Raw genomic sequence first — 17,975 nt, 5'->3', positions numbered from 1 at the left:
GCCAAACATAGCAGCTGTGAAGTCACCCGCTATACTTGGCTTTTGATGTGGCTAAAATACTGATGTTATTTAAAAGAATCCGAGTGGATTAATATCGTAGCTAATAAGGAGATTCTTAGTATTTTGGTAGTGGTCTAGCATCATTTTATGGGTTTCACGACCAATACCAGACCTTTTATACCCGCCAAAGGCTGCATGAGCCGGATATGCATGATAACAGTTGATCCATACGCGGCCCGCTTGAATTCCGCGCCCCATTCTTTGAGCGGTGTTCATATCACGTGTCCATACTCCAGCGCCAAGGCCAAACTGGGTATCATTGGCAATGGCTAAGGCTTCGGCTTCATCCTTAAAGGTGGTGACTGAAATTACCGGGCCGAAGATCTCCTCTTGGAAGATCCGCATGTCATTGGTGCCCTTTAAAATAGTCGGGTTAATATAAAACCCTTGACTATGATCCCCCTCAAGTTGGCAGAGATCGCCACCCACCAGTACCTGTGCACCTTCATCTTTGCCGATCTGCAGATAACTGAGGATTTTATCGAACTGCTCCTGCGACGCCTGAGCACCTACTTGAGTATCAGTGTCGAGTGGATTACTTTGTTTAATGGTTTTGCAGCGTTCGATCACCTTAGCGATAAACTTGTCGTAAATAGACTCTTGGACCAATGCGCGTGATGGACAAGTACAGACTTCACCTTGGTTAAAGAAGGCTAGAAGCATGCCTTCTACGGCTTTATCGAGATACTCATCTTCATGATCCATAACGTCAGCAAAATAGACATTGGGTGACTTGCCACCAAGCTCAACTGTTGATGGGATCAACGACTCCGCAGCACATTTCAAAATGTGATGACCCACCTCGGTTGAGCCGGTAAATGCCAGTTTAGCGATTCGAGTACTGGTAGCGAGGGCTTGTCCCGCTTCCTTGCCGAAACCATTCACCACATTAAGTACACCTTTAGGGAGCAGATCTTCAATTAGCTCAAGCATCACAAGAATCGAGGCTGGGGTCTGCTCTGCGGGCTTTAACACCACACAGTTGCCCGCGGCTAATGCTGGAGCAACTTTCCATGCCGCCATCAAGATAGGGAAGTTCCAAGGAATAATTTGCCCTACAACACCTAACGGCTCCGGAAAATGATAACTAACAGTATTGGCATCAATATCGGCGGCACTGCCTTCTTGGGCACGAATACAACCCGCAAAATATCGGAAGTGGTCGACCACCAAAGGTAGATCAGCAGCTATCGTTTCGCGTACGGCTTTACCGTTATCCCAAGTCTCGGCTACGGCAAGCTGTTCTAGGTTCTGTTCTATACGGTCGGCAATCCGCAATAGGATATTAGCGCGCTCGGTGACTGAGGTCTTGCCCCAGTTATCTTTAGCGTTGTGGGCGGCGTCGAGTGCAAGTTCAATATCGCTAGCATCGGAGCGAGGGATTTGACAGAACACTTTACCGTCGACGGGTGAAGGGTTATCAAAATAGAGACCATTAACGGGGCTAATCCATTCACCACCAATAAAATTTTGATATTGCGATTTGAAATTAATGATGGCGTCAGGTGTTCCTGGTTTGCTATAAATCATACTTATATTCCTTGTACGTTTTTTTTGCGACAACTCAGTGTAGTCTCAAAGTAACCGTTGAGGTATAGGAATAAAGTCGAGTAGTCCGCTGCTAGGTTAATTCGCTATATTACTGCTCGGTAGTTTAAATTTTCGTACTACATGCATTCTGTGCATTGTCTCCATGCAAAATATGCACTTTAGTCATAAAGGTTTATGGCCTATGCTTCTCCCATCAGTTTAAATAGGAATTTGTCATGTTTAACGCACTTGTTTTGACCCAAGAGGAAAAGCTTACCCAAGCTAATGTTTGTCAAATTTCAGAGGCTGACTTGCCAGAAGGTGAGGTGTTAGTCGATGTAGCATGTTCATCACTGAACTACAAAGATGGCTTAGCTGTCACTGGTGTCGGTCGGATTATTCGTAACTTCCCTATGGTGCCGGGGATCGACTTTGCAGGTACAGTGCTTGAATCGAGTGATGAGCGCTATAAAGCGGGTGACAAAGTTATTTTAACGGGTTGGGGGGTTGGTGAAAATCATTGGGGTGGCTTAGCTGAGAAAGCACGTGTTAAAGCTGATTGGCTAGTCCCTATGCCTGCCAATTGCGATGCTGCCAAAGCGATGCAAATTGGCACTGCAGGTTTAACGGCGATGTTGTGTGTACAAGCACTACAGCAAGCAGGCATAAAACCCAATGATGGTGATGTACTCGTTACTGGTGCCAGTGGTGGTGTCGGCAGTGTTGCGGTGACCTTGCTAGCGCAGTTAGGTTATCGCGTCGTGGCAAGCTCTGGTCGTGTTGAGCAAAATGGCACTCTACTGACAAAGCTAGGTGCGAGCGAAGTGATAGAGCGTAGCGAGCTTGAAATTGATTCTAGACCGTTAGAAAAGCAGCGTTGGGCTGGTGTTGTTGATACTGTCGGTAACAAGGTACTCGCTACAGCATTAGCACAAATGCAATATGGCGGTGCTGCTGCCATTTGCGGTCTTGCTGGCGGCTTTGCACTGCCAACTACCGTGATGCCATTTATCCTTCGAGGGGTAAACCTGCTAGGTGTTGATTCTGTATCTTGTCCGTTTGAGAAACGCCAAACAGCTTGGGAAGATGTGCTTAAGTTGCTTCCTGCAAGCTATTATCAAGATGCTTGCGAGACTATCGCACTTGCTCAGGTGCCTGAATTTGCGCAACGCATAATTAAAGGGCAAGTCACAGGTCGAGTATTGGTTAAGCTTTAATTCTTTCGCTATATAAAAAAGCCCAGTTAATAGCTGGGCTTTTTTATCTCAATTTTAGATAGCTATATTGTTTAGCAGTTCTGTGGAGACTGGCTTAACAAGCTTTGAGTTGCAGAGGTAATCTCGTTACGCAGCCATTGCTGCGCTTTATCCTGTTCACTACGAGAATGCCAGAATAAGTTGTAATCCAAACTAGGGAGCTTAAAAGGAAGTGGTTTGACCTTGAGCCTGTGCCGTTGGGCTGCTAGTTCTGCCATGCCTTCAGGTAGCGTAATGATTAGTGGGTTAATTGATTGTAAAGCTAAGGCGGTATCGAGATGAGGTGTCCTCAGCAATTCTGTACGTGCTGGGTACTGGCTTATGGCATCGTCGAGCAAGGCTTTAACACCATCACTTATTGCAATGGTTGCGTGGGGATAATGCAGGTAATCATCGAGAGTGATATCGCTATCTGCCAGTGGATGGTTTGGTGACAATAAACAGCTGACACCGACTTTACCCAATAAGGTATGTTGCAGTTGTCCGCATTGACTTATCGCACGACAAATCGCCATATCTGCTCCCTTCACACTCAGTTGTGCCTGCAATTCCCTATGTTGCACCGGTAATATTTCAATTTTAATATTGGGAGCTTGCTGATAAATGTTTGGCAGAATAAAGGGCACTAAAGCTTGCATGGCATAATCAGTTACAGCAATAGAAAACTGTTGCTCACACTCAAGTGGAATAAATGCCTTTGGGGTTAATAAGCTAATGAGCTGCCCTGTGGGTTGTTGCAGCTGCTGATAGCAATCAAGTGCAAACTGGGTTGGAACAAGATGTTGGCCAACGCGGGAGAATAGCGGGTCATCGAGCATATCTCTAAGGCGTGCAAGAATACGGCTTGTAGCTGATTGGCTTAAGTGTAATCGCTTAGCTGCTTGTGTAACACTGCGCTCTTCAACCAAGATTTGCAGGGCGATTAACAGGCTTAGGTCTTGGCGGTAGATCTCTTCTAATTCCATTATATTCTTTGCCTGCCTTGAGCTGTTTCTTCAAAAGTATGAACGCAATCATGCCATAGAAGCTCCTTGCTCGATAATGTTCTATCTCCTTCCGACACTATTTTAATTAATAGTGTGCAGAAGTAGATACTTTTTACAATAAAGTAACTTCAGCTAGTTTCTCCAAATAGTCATCGAGGCTTCCATATAGTTGTGATTTATGATCGACAGTATAATGCAAGTAAATGCGTCTAAAGCCAGAACTACATTGGCTTTATTCGTTGATAATTAGTGGCTGCGCATTATTTGGAACTCATTCCAAAATACTCCAGAAGTAGTAAAAATCTTAAACATTGGATCTATGCTTGAATTCCTGCATGTTGTCATATTGTTTTAAATAAACATCCGCTTAACTCCCGTTTTGGAACTGGTTCCAGTCATATTATTACTGCGTCTAATAAATCAAATAGGGTGATGACAGATGAGTAATAAAGATCTGCTAGGACGCCGCAATTTCATTAAAGGAATGGGAGCTGCTGCGGGTGTTGCAATGGCTGCGCCAGCAATGGCCATTTCTGAAAAAGCGGACGGTGTTAAATGGGACAAAGAAGTAGAAGTCCTGATTATAGGTTCAGGTTTTGCAGGCTTAGCGGCGGCAATTGAAGCCACGCGTAAAGGCGCAAAAGATGTGCATATCTTCGAGAAGATGTCTTACTTTGGTGGAAACTCAGCCATCAACGGTGGCTTGTTTGCAGCGCCTGTGACGCCGATGCAAAAGCAAGAAGGCGTACAAGACTCTGTAGATAGAATGGTAAATGATCAGATGAAAGCGGGTCGTGGTATTGCTGATGAAGCTTTATTACGTCACGTCGCAGAGCATGCCGTTGAAGCACTGCAAATGACAATGGACGCTGGCTCTGAATTCCATCCATATCTACAACAATTAGGTGGTCATTCTGTTGCTCGTACTTACCAAACAACTGTAAGTTGTGGTGCTGGTATTACTCAGCCCTTACTTAAAGAGTGTCGAAAACTCGGCGTTCATACTCATAATCGTACGAAGTTTGAAGGCTTCTTAGTGAGTGAGAAGGGCGAGGTTGTTGGCGTTAAAATGCGTGAAAATTACCACTTTGGCGAAGAACAACCTGGTGAAGTTACTAATATTCGTGCAAAACGTGGCGTGATTATGGCTACGGGTGGCTTTGCACAGAATGTTGATTTACGCATGGCACAGGATCCTACCCTAACTTCTGAAGTGGGCTGTACTAATGCACCAGGTGCAACGGGCGAAGGTATGTATGAGATGTTCCGCTTAGGGGCAATTCCTGTACATTTAGCTCACATCCAGTCTGGCCCATGGGCATCACCTGATGAAGGTGGGTTTGGTTATGTGTCTAACTACTCTATCTACAATTTCCCTCATTCAATGGCCGTGAACCGTTTAACGGGTAAGCGCTTCATGAACGAAATAGCCGACCGAAAGACTCGTGCTGACGCAGAGCTGGCTTGTCGTGATGAGAAAGGTGAAGCGCTACCTCCTATCTTGATCACTAGCTACAAGGATTCTAAGAAGCATCCGAACACTAAAAAAGTAATTAAGTACAACGTAGGTTGGAAGTTCGACACAATTGAAGAGTTGGCTAAGCATTTTGAAGTACCACTTAAGCCACTGAAAGCTCAGATTACAGAGTACAACGAATATGTAAAATCTGGTGATGATAAGCAGTTTGGCAAGAACATGACTAAGGCCAAAGACAAGTTCATCGAAGCGCCATTTACCGTGGTTCGTTTATGGCCAAAAGTTCACTACTGCCAAGGTGGTGTGCAGATCAATACTAAGGCTGAAGTGAAAGACAGCTTCACTGGTCAGTCAATTAAAGGCCTGTATGCAGCGGGTGAAGTATGCGGTGGTGTTCATGGTGTGAGCCGGTTAGGTAGTTGCTCAATTCCTGAATGCATGGTGATGGGTATGACAGCTGCACGCAGTGTTATGAAAGCCTAATTTTGCCAGATAATAGAAGGAATGAGTGATGATTAAATTAAAAGCCGTATTGGCGCTAACATTCGGTTGCCTATTGACGCTATCAGCTCAAGCGGTTGAGCAACGTGAATACCATAAGGAAGTGATTGGAAAAGACTGTAAAACCTGTCATGACAATGGTATTAAGCAGTTCCCGTCGGATCAGGCTTGTTTACAGTGCCATGATATTGATGACTTAGCCGAGCAAACAGCCCGTAGCGAAGAGGAGCAGTGGCAAAACCCACATAACAACCTTCATTACGGCAAAGAGCTCCCGTGCCAGGAATGTCATGGCGAGCATCAGCCTAAGAAACCAATGTGCAACAACTGTCATACCTTCAAGTTCGACAAGCATAAAGAGTAATAATTACGTTTAGTTGTAATTAGTTTAAACCAACCGTAAATATCCCATCTTTTTACGGTTGGTATTTGATTTATCTCAAATGTTATTCATGTTTACTATTAAGGAATAAATATCCCTGCAAAGATAAAATCCATTTCTTATTAGTTTTCTATGGCCCCCTTCCTTAATGTTATTAGGGGAGGCGGTTTTTTAAAGTTTAAATAAATTCAAATGTTAGCTAGTTAAATGTATTGCTGACGAAATAATGATTAAGCGAATTGCAAAAGAAATTAAAAGTGTGAAGCCAATTCAATATTGTGAAGTTAATTTGAGTTGCTGTGTTAGTTTGAGATGTAAGTTCAGTTTTAAATTTAATGTTGTAATAATATATCTTTAAAGTTTTAAATTGTAGTGCAAGAAGATCTTCATAGTTAAATATAAAAGTTAATTAAATAAATAAGAGATTACTCTTAATATAATACGATATGGTGATGGAACTATTATGAAAAAAAGTGTGATTTTTTTAAGCTTAGCATTGGCTAATAGTGCTTATGCAGTAGAGACTCCAAGTTTTCTCGATAGCAATGATATTAAAGATGCTGAATTTGTGTGCTTGGGTGAAGTGCCAAACTATTCAAAAGCAGATCAGAAGTATGTAGATATTCTATGGGATGAGACACTAACTTACTTAAAAGCCTATGCTCATGCATTAACAAATGGTGAAGAGAGCAACTGTATTAACTCAGATGAGGCGCTATTTGACTCCACCCAAGGTGGTAAGAAAATGTGCATCATGGATCGCCGTGACATGAAGATCATGGTGAAAAATATCCACCAGGTGATCAATAACCCTGAAAAAGCCAAGCAATGTTTTGGTGCCCGAAGAGATGTTAGCTGGATCTACAGCCCTGGTGGCGAACTAGAGAAAAACTCTCCGGTAGCACAGTGGGCTAAGCGTACATCGTTCGAAGAGTTTTTTAATACTAAAGTGACCAATAAAGAGGTCAGAAAGATAGGGCAGAAGTTCACTAAAAACTTCGCCAAGATGGTCACAGGCAACGAGGTGAAAATGCCATCCTCTTTTCCATATGATGTGAGTGCAAATGCACTGCCAAACTTATGGGCGGCTGCCGGTTGGTTCCCTATGTATGGTGAAGAGAGCAAGCGTAACGATAAAAACTTCAACAACATTCGTGGTGGTTACGCTTACGCCGAAATATTTGGCCATTGGGGCTTGTTGCGCATCGATGAAATTAACGGCGAAAAGGTCGGTGCAGAAGTGGGAATGACGGTGCAATCTGTCGATACCCTGTATCCATACCACAACCACGCCATCTCAGAGATCTACTACAACATGCGTAAGCCGGCATGTGCCAAGCAATTCAAGAGCTTTGCGGTAAGAGAAGACTCTCCGTTGGTTAAGACGGTAAAAGAAGATAATAAGATGCGCCGGGTGCAGTTCGATGCCAGCCAGGCCAACGAAGCCTCTATGTGGCAAGCGGGGAGTGCAGAGCAAGATCCTCTGTTGTACTTCCATCAGAATACCATTCATGCGTTTGATGTAGATGGCAGCTGTGAAGCTAAACCGGAAGAGCGTGCAATTGTGTCTGTCTGGGCAAGAAGTAATGCACATGATAAACGTAATGACTATGGCACAACATTGCTTTGTGAGTCGGCTAAAAAACCTGGTACCCCTGCAAACCGCGGTGAAGTTATTCAGTGTGATCTGACTAAAGTAAAATGGTAATAATCAAACTTTGATTATTCCACATTAATATTCCGGTTTATTACGACCAAAATATATGTGCGTAGTAAGCCGGGATTGAAATTTTAAATATAGTTCGGTGTGTATGTTCAGTTTAAGTGCTTGGCTGAAAATAAAAACAAAATAATATAAATGGTGATAATGATGAAAATGAGTAAGTTTCTGCTGTCTATGGTTGCGAGTACTATTGCACTATCTGGAGTTTCGACTTTAGCTCAGGCTGAAGATGGTATTAATATCGGTGGAGCAGTACGTGTAAACTACGCTTATAAAGATTATAGTGAAAGTTCAAAAGATAAAGGCGGCGACTTAACATTCGACATGGCTGCTATTAAGTTTAATGGTAAAACTGGTGATTGGGGACTGTCTGCAGAGTATCGATTCACCTCCGGTACTGATTATATTAAGTATGGTTATGGCTATTATGAACTGAATACAGATTGGCAGCTTCAGTTTGGTATTAACAAGGTGCCATTTGGTAACCCAGGGTTTATATCTAATAGCTTCTGGTTCGGTATTCCTTACTACCTTGGTTTCGAGGACGATCATGATATTGGTGTAAAGGCAGTTTATGAGAAAAATGGCTGGCATACCGATATGGCGTTCTATAAGAATGCCGAATACGGTGCAAGTGAAAATAAACGTTATGCCACCGATCTCTACACCGGCACTATCAATGGCACCGAGTACAATAATGAAGAGACTAACCAGTTAAACCTGCGCCAGACCTACACCATGGAACATGAAGGTGGTTCAACCACATTCGGTGGTTCGGTCGAAGCTGGGCAGATCTACAACAGCAAAACAGGTAATACCGGCGATCGTTATGCCGTAGCGGCACACCTCGATAGCAGCTTCAATGGCTGGAACCTGCAGTTACAAGCTATGCAGTATGAGTATGATGCTGCCGACAGTGCTGATGCCAACAAGATTGGTGTATCAGTAGTGAGCTGGCAGTATGAAATTGCCTCAAAAGGGCAGGCTTATAGTGCGAATATCGCGAAAACAGTTACAACTGATTGGGGAAGCCTGAAGTTCTATAACGACTTTGGCTTGATGACCCCCGATGTAGCTGACAGCAGCTATGATGACAGCCTGCAAAACGTAACTGGTGTCGCCATCTCTGCCGGTGCAACTTATACCATGATCGATTTTATCATGGGTAAGAACATTACCTTCTCAACGGCGAATAATGACCATGTCGGTCTTCCTGAAATGGGCGATGACTGGGATAAGCGAGTTAACATCAACTTCGGTTACTACTTCTAAAGGATTTGGAAGTTAGAGGTATGGATAGGTTACCAAAGCTCCCGGTAGTTTGTTCATAAAGATCTTTTGGCTATGTTGCCGACACCAACCACATACACGTGGTTGGTGTTTTTTGTGTCACTTTGCTGAATTGTTAAGAGCTAAGTTACAGGCTGGGGTTATTTTGGTGATAAATCTGCGTCTATTGTGATGTCGCCAGATTTTCGACATTGGCCTTAATCAAAGTGATTAATTGATTGGTTGCCTTAGTTTGTGTATCAGGATTGAGGTATAGAGACTCATTGAAGACAGGAAGAGGAGGAATGTTGTGCTTAACCGGGTCGAGAATTTCCATCTTGTCGTTGATACGGAACTCTGCGATTGGCGCTATCGCTAAATCGTTCTCAACCGCCATACACAAAGCATTGGGCGAGGGAGTGGAAAGCAGGACATTGATCGGACGCATCGATATCTGGTGGTTGGCAAAGACCTGGGCCCGAATAGGGCAGTTTTCAGGGTAGAGTGCCATAGGTATGCTATCGCGCTTGTGGGCATTGCCGCCCTTTGCCGCTACCCAGTGAAAGCGACGTTCAAATAGCAGTTCACCATGACCTGCTGCGGGAGCTTGCCAGTGAGTGGCAACAATCACATCGAACTCACCGTTATGAAGCCGCTTATAAAGGTTACCGCTGACGTCTGTATCAATCACTAGCTCGATGCAGGTAAACTCACGAATAAACTCCAACAAGCAGCTACCGAGATAACGGTTGATGTAATCCGTTGGTACCCCAAGGCGCATTACCTCACGGTTTTGACAATCTTTTAGCTCATCAATCGCTTGAGAGCTGAGCTGCATCATTTTATAAGCGTAGTTAAGTAGCGTCTTTCCAGACTCTGTTAGAGTGACGCCTTTGTTGTCTCTCAATAACAACGGCTGGCCGACACTTTCTTCTAATTTCTTGATTTGTAAGCTTATAGTTGACTGTGTACGGCACAATTTATCCGCTGCTTTAGACAAATTTCCACATTCAACTACCGCGATAAAGCTTTCCAAAAGTTCTATTTTCAGCATGGGCTATTGAGTTTATTCATGATGCTATCAGTATTACTCAATATCGATGAGACTAATAGGTTGCTACCTTATGGTTGTGAACTGTAAATAGATGAGATGTTAAAACTGTGAAGAGGTCGACATGAGTAATTGGCAACAGCGAGAACGCTACTTAACTGACGTTGCGGAGCGGTGCCTGCGTGGCCATAAAAGTTTTGATCTACGCCGTTCTCATTTGGTTGAAGCGAGTCAGATCTCTAAAGGCACTATCTACAATCATTTTCCAAGCGAAGCGGATTTAATGGTAACGGTGGCTACGGCGCACTTTAGAAGGCGCTTGGAGCGAGCCGTTATCGACCAGAGCCTGTATCAAGACTGTTTAACACGCTTTTTAATGCATCATTGTTGGTCAATTCGTGACGACCTTTTACATGACCGTTTTATTATCTCAAGAGTCATGCCAAACCCTGAACTTCTTGAGCAAGCCACTGAAGAGCATCGTTGTGCTTTCGAGCTAGCGTATGGCGACTATGTTCAATGGAATCATCAGTTAATCAAAGCAGTTGGTATTGTTGAGGGCTTTAATAGATCAGAGCTGGTGGCCAACTATGTACGCGGCGCGCAGATCAACTGTGACGATGCGAGTAAGCACTATAATGATGCTAATTTATACCATCAGTTTAGTTACGCATTGTCACAATTAATGGGCCATTCTGATAAGCGCATCCCCAAGTTGAGCGACTATAAGAACTGGCTTGCGTCATTAGAAGTGACGGCAAGCGCGGCTTAGAAAATGGCAGTCGCAATATAATCAAGGTGAGCCACAGCCCGGACGATATACATTGGGGAAAACTGCGGCAGAAATGCTTGCGCTAAGTCGGCATTTAATCGAAGCTTCTAATCAAGTCACCTAGGCATGAAAACTGAAGCCGCAAATTGCGGCTAACGCGGTAGGCTAATCGTCACAATGAGTCCATGGGGTTCGATATTTCCCGCTGCTATCTGACCTTGATGTGCTGTCACCGCCGCTTCAGCAATCGCTAAACCTAATCCCCAGCCGCCAGACTCTCTATCTCTTGCTGATTGCGGACGATAGAAGGGTTTAAATATAGCCTCTAAGTCGCCAGCATCAGGGATCCCTGGTCCGTCATCGATAATTTCAAGTTTGATTAACTCGTCAGTAACCGAAGTCCGAATGATAATCTGTGATTGTGCATATCGAATCGCATTACGCAGTAAATTTTCAACGGCTCTAGACAGTGGTTTTGGGTAAAGTGGCACCCGTATTGATTCATCGATGTCGATGTGTAGTTGTTTGTTTTGTTGCTGAGCCTCAAAATCAGCATCGTCCAACACTTGGCTTAAGGCCTCCGCAAGTTCTAAGTTGCGCTTAGACTCGCTGGCATTGAGCTTAACTCGTGACAGTTCTAGCAGCTCGGCAATCATCTGTTCCAACTGATCCGCTTCGTACTCGATTCGTTGAGTTTCCTGGGTTTCTTGACCTTTTTTACGGCTAAGGGCTAGCGACAGTTTGAGTCGAGTTAGTGGTGTTCTCAGTTCATGAGATATATCACTTATTAACCGCTGCTGGCTTTTAACCATATCTTCAACAGAATCAGCCATGCCGTTAAACGCTAGTGCAAGTTGTCCTATTTCATCATTACGCTTGGCAGTAGCACTGTCGACACGACTGCTTAAATCGCCATTGGCTAAAGCGTCGGCACTGCGCTTAAGGGAGCGTAGTGGCTTGCCGAGATGCCAAGCAAATAATCCACAAAGTAGTCCAGACAATAAGATAGCAATGCTTAAGGTGATTATTTTGTTGTCGATAAAAAATAAAAACCAAGGTCGAGGGTGGTGTTCGGGTAAGCGGCCATATAAAGCGTACTGCTTACCCCTAACTTTGAATTCATAAGGGCCAAATAACAGCTCATCTCTAAATTGGTGTTTTATCGGTTTACCCGCTTCATCTGCCATCAGCATAAACCGACGCAGCGCTCGCGAAGGTTTACGGGTATTGAGCACATTTGAATTTTCATCGACAAGATAGAGCCTCACTGGGCGACCATCTTTCTCTTTGAAGCGACTCCAACGTTTCATACTATCGGGTTGCAGTACTTGTGGTGAATCAATGATTCTCTGTGCCAGCTTTGACAACATGTTCTCGAGATGAGGAGGGAGCTCTGTTTGATCGTGGTTTTGCTGTAGTAGCGGCATCATGCCGATTAAGGCGATGATCAAAGAGCTACACAGCCAAAAACCGAGTAGCAATTTTACAAAAATATTGTTGGGGTTTTTTCTCAATGACATTTAGGGTAACCAGATATAACCTTTGCCACGAATGGTTTTAACGCGTGGACGACCATCATTACGTTCGGGCATTTTTTTACGTAAGTTAGATAGGTGCATGTCTAAACTTCGGTCAAATGGCATCAGCTTCTTGCCGAGGACCTTCTCACTAAGTATCTCTTTAGTGGCTAGTTCACCTGCATTTTGCACTAATTCAAACAGCAGACTAAATTCAGTACCGGTCAGAATGATAAGTTGGTCTTGGCAATGCACTTCTTGACGAGCTGGATCTAAACTGAGATCGCCAAAGGAGTGAACCGTTTGAACATTATCACTGGCTTGTATATGAGTTCGTCTGATGATTGCGCGAATACGCGCGACTAACTCGCGATCATTAAATGGCTTGGGGAGGTAGTCATCTGCGCCAATTTCTAGGCCGACAACTCTGTCTATCTCATCGCCTCGTGCTGTTAGCATCAGCACTGGAGTTTGTTTCTTGGTACGTAACGCACGTAATACCTCAAAACCATTGAGTTTAGGCAGCATTACATCGAGCAAAATAAGATCAAAAGTGTGCTGTAATGCGAGATCGAGTCCAGCTTGGCCGTCATGGGCTAGTGTCAGCTCAAACCCTTCTAGTTCTAGTAGTTGTGCTAGTAATTCCGAAAGACCTAAGTCATCATCTATCAACAGTATACGGCTCATGCTAACCCTTTTTCTTACACTTAATATCAGCAGTATACCCTGTTTGATGTCAATTGCCGTTTAGGAGTGTAATTCAATGTAAAGGGGGGGCATCTCTGTTTCCTGTGAGTAGAGCAAAGTGGCTATTAACGTTTGCTGCGTTTGCTTTACAGAGTTTTACGCAAAAGAAACCCTCACTTACATTGCAATGGCTACACTGGTAACCGTTGAAACTGCTTAGCGTAATGACGCTAAATCGAACTGAGAAGAGGCTACCATATGAAAAAGAATACTTTGAAAGCAAGTCTGCTGGCCATAGTGGCTAGCACTGCGGTATTTACAGCTGCTGTTAGCATGGCTGAAGAGCAGATTGAGCAAGAAAAATCATCGTATCATCAGATGAAAGGTGAGCGCGGCGGACATCATGATAAAATGCGTAAGATGTTTCGCGGATTAGATCTATCGGATGAACAGAAAACACAAGTAAAAGCGATATTGAGCTCGCACCGTGATGAGATGGAGCTAAATCGTCCATCACAAGAGGAGCGAGCAGCTCAAAAAACTCAGATGCTCGAGTTTATCACTGCAGACACCTTCAATGAGACTGAAGTTAAGCAAGCATTAGCGGCTAAACAGGAAGATCGTCAGCAAAAAGTAGTCAATATGATGAAGCTGCAAAACCAAGTTTATCAACTGCTGACACCAGAGCAGCAAGAAAAATTTAAGAAACGTTTTGCTAAGAACAAACACCACAAAAGATAATTTACATAAAATAGACATTAAACATGAGGGGAGTCATCAGTTTTCCCTCCGTTTAATATAAACTTAAGGTCTGGACTTCCCTTACATTGACTCGTAAACAGATCTTATGAATGACACTTCCCAATATGACTTTTGGGTTAAGCTTGCTAGCCGCGCTGCGGTTGCTACAGCCTTAACCCTTATCATTATAAAGTTAGCCGCATGGATGTATTCTGGTTCAGCCAGTATGCTGGCGTCTTTAACAGACTCTTTTGCAGATGCTTTGGCATCTATCGTCAATTTTATTGCTATCCGCTATGCCATCGTACCCGCCGATCAAGATCATCGCTACGGTCATGGTAAAGCTGAGCCGTTAGCTGCACTTGCTCAGTCAGCGTTCATTCTCGGATCTGCATTTCTGCTTTTATTCCATGGTGGTGAGCGGCTCATCAATCCTGTTGAGGTGAAGCATGCCACGCTTGGGGTGATTGTCTCTATTATTGCAATAGTGCTTACCTTTGCCTTGGTTATGCTGCAGAAAAGAGCATTGGCGGCAACCTCCAGCACGATAGTAGAGGCTGATGCGCTGCACTATAAGTCGGACTTGTTCTTGAATGCCGCAGTGTTATTGGCATTGGTGTTATCGCAATATGGATGGTGGTGGGCCGATGGTTTGTTTGCTGTATTGATTGCACTTTTCATTGGTCAGCAAGCCATCGGCTTAGCGTATAAGTCAGTACAATCTTTGTTAGACCGAGAGTTAGATGATGATACCCGACTTAAAATCACCGAGATCGCCATTGCTGATCCGCAGGTTAAGGGGATCCATGATCTAAGAACAAGAGAGTCTGGTAAGACTATGTTTATTCAATTTCATCTAGAGTTAGATGGTTCGCTGAGTTTGGAACTAGCCCATACCATAGCCGTTGATACATCTATTAGGATCCGGCATGAGTTTAGTGATGCAGAGGTGATTATCCATCAAGACCCTGTGTAATTATGATGGTCAACGAGTAAATGTAGAAGGTGGTTTTTGTATTTATTGTTACCCCTCTGTACTTGGTTAGTTTTGAATAAGTAATAAATATAATTGGTTACACATAGTTGTCGCAATTCGTATCTTTGCTGTGCTAAATTCCTGCGCATTAAAAACGATGTAAGGGAATAACCATGAAAAAAGTATCAATTGTTGCGTTAGCAGTATTAGGATTGGCAACTTCCAACATGGCTTCAGCAGAGACGGATCGCGTTGGCGCATACGTTGGTGGCCAAATAGGTGCATTTTCAGCTGATATTGAAAATGAAAGTGATTCAGGCCAAAGCTATGGTGCTTATGGTGGCTATAACTTCAATGAATGGTTTGGCTTAGAAGGTACGCTTTACGTTACCAATAACTTCGTTGATGAAGATTATTTTGATGTTTTTGCTGCTTCATTTTCAGTCACACCTAAGTTTACATGGGTTATTAACGATACATTTTCGTTATACGGTAAAGTAGGTGTTGCTTCAGTTGCTATGGTGATTGACAGCCCGATAAGAGACATCGATTATTCTGGTTTTGGTTTAACTGTGGGTGCTGGTGTTAATGCTGCACTTACTGAAAAATTAACTCTTCGTTTAGGGTATGACTTTACCGCCGCTACGCTTGATTCTGACGATTTTGGTGCCGGCGATATCGATATGGATTTGTCAAACGTAACGCTCGGTATGCATTATCAGTTCTAGTCACAATGACTGAAGCTATGAGTTAACAACCAAAAGGATATCGTTTGATATCCTTTTTTGTTGTTCAGGTTTTGCCTCTACTTAATATGCTTGCCTGCTATTTTTCCAAATAGAATATCCAGCCTTAGCCGCTACCTTTGCCGGCAATATGAAAATTACTAATAATTACAGGGTATTACATATCGAAGGTGAGATTCGTGATAGATTGCCAGCTTCAAAAACGAGGTAAGGGATTAAATCATGAATAGAATAGCTATTGTGGCGATGATGGTCTGTGGACTCACGGCTTCAAGTGTTGCTTCTGCAGAGACGGATCGCGTTGGAGCATATGTAGGCGGTCAAATTGGCGCCTTTTCAGCTGACATTGAAGATCTATCTGAATCAGGCCAAAGCTATGGTCTCTACGGCGGCTACAACTTCAATGAGTGGTTTGGCATAGAAGCTGCGCTATATGGCACAAATGACTTTCTCGAAGAGGATGGTATTAGTGTCAACGCTGGCTCATTTTCGGCTGCGCCCAAGTTCACATGGGTGATAAACGATACGTTTTCTGTATACGGTAAAGTCGGTCTAGCGTCTGCTGCATTGGTTTTTGAGAGCGGGTCTGAAGAGTTGGATTTCTCTGGGATCGGTGTGATAGCTGGTGCCGGCGTTAATGCCGCGCTAACCGAAAAACTAACCATTCGTTTAGGCTATGATTTTACCTCCGCTGCACTTGAAACGGATGATTATGATCTGGATGATTTTGATGCTGAGTACGCAAATGTGACTCTAGGAATACATTACCAGTTCTAGTCAAAAGTTGCGGCTATTACCGTACAAGATTGAAACTAAAAAAGGATATCGTTTGATATCCTTTTTAGTTTCTAGCTTTGGACTTGGGGGCATTTGTTAATGAGATTACTCCATTGCCAACTCTTTTAGCTTACGGGTCAAGGTGTTGCGCCCCCAGCCCAAACGTTTAGCGGCTTCTTGCTTATGGCCATTGGTATGCTTTAGGGCTGTTTCCAGCAAAATGCGCTCGAAAGCGGGCTGGACTTCAGTAAGTAAGTCACTTTCTCCCTCGGCTAGGCGCAGATCTATCCACCGTTTTAGTGCCGTTTCCCAGTCGTTAGTCGCAGTATGTTCATTATGAGATGCTGTGGTTTCTTCTATTAGTTCAGGTGGCAGATCTTGTGGCAAAATCTCCTGTCCTGAGGCCATGACGGTTAACCAGCGACAGGTGTTCTCTAGCTGGCGAACATTGCCGGGCCAGGGCAGTGTTGCAAGTTTATTGGCTGTTTCTTTCGTCAATATTTTTGGCTCTACATCGATCTCTTTTGCTGCGATGATCAAAAAGTGGCGTGCCAGCTGAGCAATGTCTTCTCGTCGTTGCGATAATGGCGGCAGATGCACTCTAATCACATTTAAGCGATGAAACAGATCCTCTCTAAAATCACCTTTACGTACCAGTTGTTCTAGGTCTTGGTGGGTGGCGGCAATAATACGCACATCAACTTGCACCGGAGAGTGGCCGCCGACACGATAAAACTGACCATCGGCTAACACGCGCAATAAGCGAGTTTGCACGTCTAAAGGCATATCGCCAATTTCATCTAAAAACAGCGTGCCACCATTTGCTTGTTCAAACCGGCCTTGGCGAACACTTCCCGCCCCGGTAAAAGCACCTTTCTCATGACCAAACAGCTCAGACTCGATTAAGTCCTTTGGTATTGCAGCCATATTAATCGCAATAAATGACTTACCTTTTCGGGGGCTATGTTTGTGCAGTGCGCTGGCGACAAGCTCTTTACCTGTACCTGACTGACCATTAATCAATACGCTAATTGACGAACGAGATAAGCGGCCGATGGCTCTAAACACCTCTTGCATTGCCGGTGCTTCACCGATGATTTCAGGCGTGGCGATGACAGGTTCTGCTGGCGTACTGCTATTGCTTTGTTCGTTGGCGTGAGTGATAGCGCGTTCAACGAGTGAAATGGCTTCGTCAATATCAAAGGGTTTAGGCAAGTACTCAAAAGCTCCAGCTTGATAAGCACTTACCGCACTATCAAGGTCGGAGTGAGCCGTCATAATAATAACGGGAATGTGGGGATAATGGTTTTGGAGACGCTCTAGCAGCGTTAAGCCATCAGTGCCGGGCATGCGAATATCAGACACAATCACTTTGGGCTCAGAAGTTTCTAGAGCGTCCCACAACGACTCGGCTGCAGCAAAACTTGCACTGCTGAGCTTGGCGCCTTGTAATGATTTTTCAAGTACCCAGCGAATAGAGCTATCGTCATCGAGGACCCATACTTGTTCAGTCATGTTGTTGTT

At 44.0% G+C, this 17,975-nt stretch carries 16 protein-coding genes; 10 read left to right on the top strand and 6 right to left on the bottom strand.

Going from position 1 to position 17,975, the window contains the following annotated elements; all coding sequences use genetic code 11:
- Nucleotides 1-69: 69 nt before the first annotated feature.
- Complete coding sequence (gene exaC, locus JK628_RS20995) at nucleotides 70-1,590, bottom strand: acetaldehyde dehydrogenase ExaC (protein ID WP_202286850.1); 1,521 nt, start codon at nucleotides 1,588-1,590, stop codon at nucleotides 70-72.
- A 236-nt stretch (nucleotides 1,591-1,826) separates the two neighbouring features.
- Here exaC and acuI point away from each other — a divergent pair, with 236 nt between their 5' ends.
- Nucleotides 1,827-2,807 carry an acrylyl-CoA reductase (NADPH) gene (acuI, locus tag JK628_RS20990; protein ID WP_202286849.1) on the top strand — a complete coding sequence of 327 codons (981 nt, stop codon included), beginning with the start codon at nucleotides 1,827-1,829 and terminating at the stop codon, nucleotides 2,805-2,807.
- Nucleotides 2,808-2,878: 71 nt separating this feature from the next.
- Here acuI and JK628_RS20985 read toward each other — a convergent pair whose 3' ends face one another.
- Complete coding sequence (locus tag JK628_RS20985) at nucleotides 2,879-3,811, bottom strand: LysR family transcriptional regulator (RefSeq protein ID WP_202286848.1); 933 nt, start codon at nucleotides 3,809-3,811, stop codon at nucleotides 2,879-2,881.
- A gap of 460 nt (nucleotides 3,812-4,271) precedes the next feature.
- Between JK628_RS20985 and JK628_RS20980 the strand changes: the two genes are divergently transcribed.
- The 4 genes from JK628_RS20980 (at nucleotide 4,272) to JK628_RS20965 (ending at nucleotide 9,187) form a co-directional block, all read left to right on the top strand.
- Entirely contained in the window at nucleotides 4,272-5,792 is a 1,521-nt protein-coding gene (locus JK628_RS20980) for a flavocytochrome c (protein WP_202286847.1), read from the top strand.
- 28 nt (nucleotides 5,793-5,820) lie between these two features.
- Nucleotides 5,821-6,174 (top strand): cytochrome c3 family protein, encoded by a 354-nt coding sequence (locus tag JK628_RS20975; RefSeq protein ID WP_202286846.1) that lies wholly within the window; start codon nucleotides 5,821-5,823, stop codon nucleotides 6,172-6,174.
- 481 nt (nucleotides 6,175-6,655) lie between these two features.
- Nucleotides 6,656-7,900, top strand: coding sequence for a hypothetical protein (locus tag JK628_RS20970; protein WP_202286845.1), 1,245 nt, complete (start codon nucleotides 6,656-6,658; stop codon nucleotides 7,898-7,900).
- Between the two features lie 159 nt (nucleotides 7,901-8,059).
- Entirely contained in the window at nucleotides 8,060-9,187 is a 1,128-nt protein-coding gene (locus tag JK628_RS20965; RefSeq protein WP_202286844.1) for a hypothetical protein, read from the top strand.
- Nucleotides 9,188-9,368: 181 nt separating this feature from the next.
- Here the strand turns inward: JK628_RS20965 and JK628_RS20960 are convergent, their stop codons facing one another.
- Entirely contained in the window at nucleotides 9,369-10,238 is an 870-nt protein-coding gene (locus JK628_RS20960; protein ID WP_202286843.1) for a LysR family transcriptional regulator, read from the bottom strand.
- A 121-nt stretch (nucleotides 10,239-10,359) separates the two neighbouring features.
- Between JK628_RS20960 and JK628_RS20955 the strand changes: the two genes are divergently transcribed.
- Entirely contained in the window at nucleotides 10,360-11,007 is a 648-nt protein-coding gene (locus JK628_RS20955) for a TetR/AcrR family transcriptional regulator (protein ID WP_202286842.1), read from the top strand.
- A 152-nt stretch (nucleotides 11,008-11,159) separates the two neighbouring features.
- On the opposite strand, the gene JK628_RS20950 is transcribed toward JK628_RS20955, so the two are convergent.
- Both JK628_RS20950 and JK628_RS20945 read right to left on the bottom strand, forming a co-directional pair.
- Complete coding sequence (locus JK628_RS20950; RefSeq protein WP_202286841.1) at nucleotides 11,160-12,527, bottom strand: ATP-binding protein; 1,368 nt, start codon at nucleotides 12,525-12,527, stop codon at nucleotides 11,160-11,162.
- Nucleotides 12,528-13,211 (bottom strand): response regulator, encoded by a 684-nt coding sequence (locus JK628_RS20945; RefSeq protein WP_202286840.1) that lies wholly within the window; start codon nucleotides 13,209-13,211, stop codon nucleotides 12,528-12,530.
- 258 nt (nucleotides 13,212-13,469) lie between these two features.
- Here JK628_RS20945 and JK628_RS20940 point away from each other — a divergent pair, with 258 nt between their 5' ends.
- From JK628_RS20940 to JK628_RS20925, 4 genes are all read left to right on the top strand, one after another.
- The gene (locus tag JK628_RS20940; RefSeq protein ID WP_202286839.1) at nucleotides 13,470-13,952 is read left to right on the top strand and encodes a Spy/CpxP family protein refolding chaperone; all 483 of its coding nucleotides are present in this window, start codon (nucleotides 13,470-13,472) and stop codon (nucleotides 13,950-13,952) included.
- Between the two features lie 106 nt (nucleotides 13,953-14,058).
- Nucleotides 14,059-14,928 (top strand): cation efflux pump FieF, encoded by an 870-nt coding sequence (gene fieF, locus JK628_RS20935; protein WP_202286838.1) that lies wholly within the window; start codon nucleotides 14,059-14,061, stop codon nucleotides 14,926-14,928.
- Between the two features lie 173 nt (nucleotides 14,929-15,101).
- Nucleotides 15,102-15,656, top strand: a complete 555-nt coding sequence (locus JK628_RS20930; protein ID WP_202286837.1) for a porin family protein — start codon at nucleotides 15,102-15,104, stop codon at nucleotides 15,654-15,656.
- Between the two features lie 240 nt (nucleotides 15,657-15,896).
- Nucleotides 15,897-16,451, top strand: coding sequence for a porin family protein (locus tag JK628_RS20925; protein WP_202286836.1), 555 nt, complete (start codon nucleotides 15,897-15,899; stop codon nucleotides 16,449-16,451).
- Nucleotides 16,452-16,556: 105 nt separating this feature from the next.
- On the opposite strand, the gene glnG is transcribed toward JK628_RS20925, so the two are convergent.
- Complete coding sequence (glnG, locus tag JK628_RS20920) at nucleotides 16,557-17,966, bottom strand: nitrogen regulation protein NR(I) (protein ID WP_202286835.1); 1,410 nt, start codon at nucleotides 17,964-17,966, stop codon at nucleotides 16,557-16,559.
- Nucleotides 17,967-17,975 lie beyond the last annotated feature (9 nt).

This window comes from Shewanella sp. KX20019, assembly GCF_016757755.1.
Lineage (GTDB): Bacteria > Pseudomonadota > Gammaproteobacteria > Enterobacterales > Shewanellaceae > Shewanella.
Note: the sequence above shows the minus strand (reverse complement) of the source record. Positions and strands in the feature narration are given on the sequence as shown.

Excerpts from the sequence above, each read along its gene's own strand:
- JK628_RS20970 (WP_202286845.1), top strand. The coding sequence starts at position 6,656 with ATGAAAAAAAGTGTGATTTTTTTAAGCTTAGCATTGGCTAATAGTGCT.
- JK628_RS20950 (WP_202286841.1), bottom strand. The coding sequence starts at position 12,527 with ATGTCATTGAGAAAAAACCCCAACAATATTTTTGTAAAATTGCTACTC.
- JK628_RS20985 (WP_202286848.1), bottom strand. The coding sequence starts at position 3,811 with ATGGAATTAGAAGAGATCTACCGCCAAGACCTAAGCCTGTTAATCGCC.
- exaC (WP_202286850.1), bottom strand. The coding sequence starts at position 1,590 with ATGATTTATAGCAAACCAGGAACACCTGACGCCATCATTAATTTCAAA.
- acuI (WP_202286849.1), top strand. The coding sequence starts at position 1,827 with ATGTTTAACGCACTTGTTTTGACCCAAGAGGAAAAGCTTACCCAAGCT.
- JK628_RS20980 (WP_202286847.1), top strand. The coding sequence starts at position 4,272 with ATGAGTAATAAAGATCTGCTAGGACGCCGCAATTTCATTAAAGGAATG.
- JK628_RS20965 (WP_202286844.1), top strand. The coding sequence starts at position 8,060 with ATGATGAAAATGAGTAAGTTTCTGCTGTCTATGGTTGCGAGTACTATT.
- JK628_RS20930 (WP_202286837.1), top strand. The coding sequence starts at position 15,102 with ATGAAAAAAGTATCAATTGTTGCGTTAGCAGTATTAGGATTGGCAACT.
- glnG (WP_202286835.1), bottom strand. The coding sequence starts at position 17,966 with ATGACTGAACAAGTATGGGTCCTCGATGACGATAGCTCTATTCGCTGG.
- JK628_RS20975 (WP_202286846.1), top strand. The coding sequence starts at position 5,821 with ATGATTAAATTAAAAGCCGTATTGGCGCTAACATTCGGTTGCCTATTG.
- JK628_RS20940 (WP_202286839.1), top strand. The coding sequence starts at position 13,470 with ATGAAAAAGAATACTTTGAAAGCAAGTCTGCTGGCCATAGTGGCTAGC.
- JK628_RS20960 (WP_202286843.1), bottom strand. The coding sequence starts at position 10,238 with ATGCTGAAAATAGAACTTTTGGAAAGCTTTATCGCGGTAGTTGAATGT.
- JK628_RS20945 (WP_202286840.1), bottom strand. The coding sequence starts at position 13,211 with ATGAGCCGTATACTGTTGATAGATGATGACTTAGGTCTTTCGGAATTA.
- JK628_RS20955 (WP_202286842.1), top strand. The coding sequence starts at position 10,360 with ATGAGTAATTGGCAACAGCGAGAACGCTACTTAACTGACGTTGCGGAG.
- JK628_RS20925 (WP_202286836.1), top strand. The coding sequence starts at position 15,897 with ATGAATAGAATAGCTATTGTGGCGATGATGGTCTGTGGACTCACGGCT.
- fieF (WP_202286838.1), top strand. The coding sequence starts at position 14,059 with ATGAATGACACTTCCCAATATGACTTTTGGGTTAAGCTTGCTAGCCGC.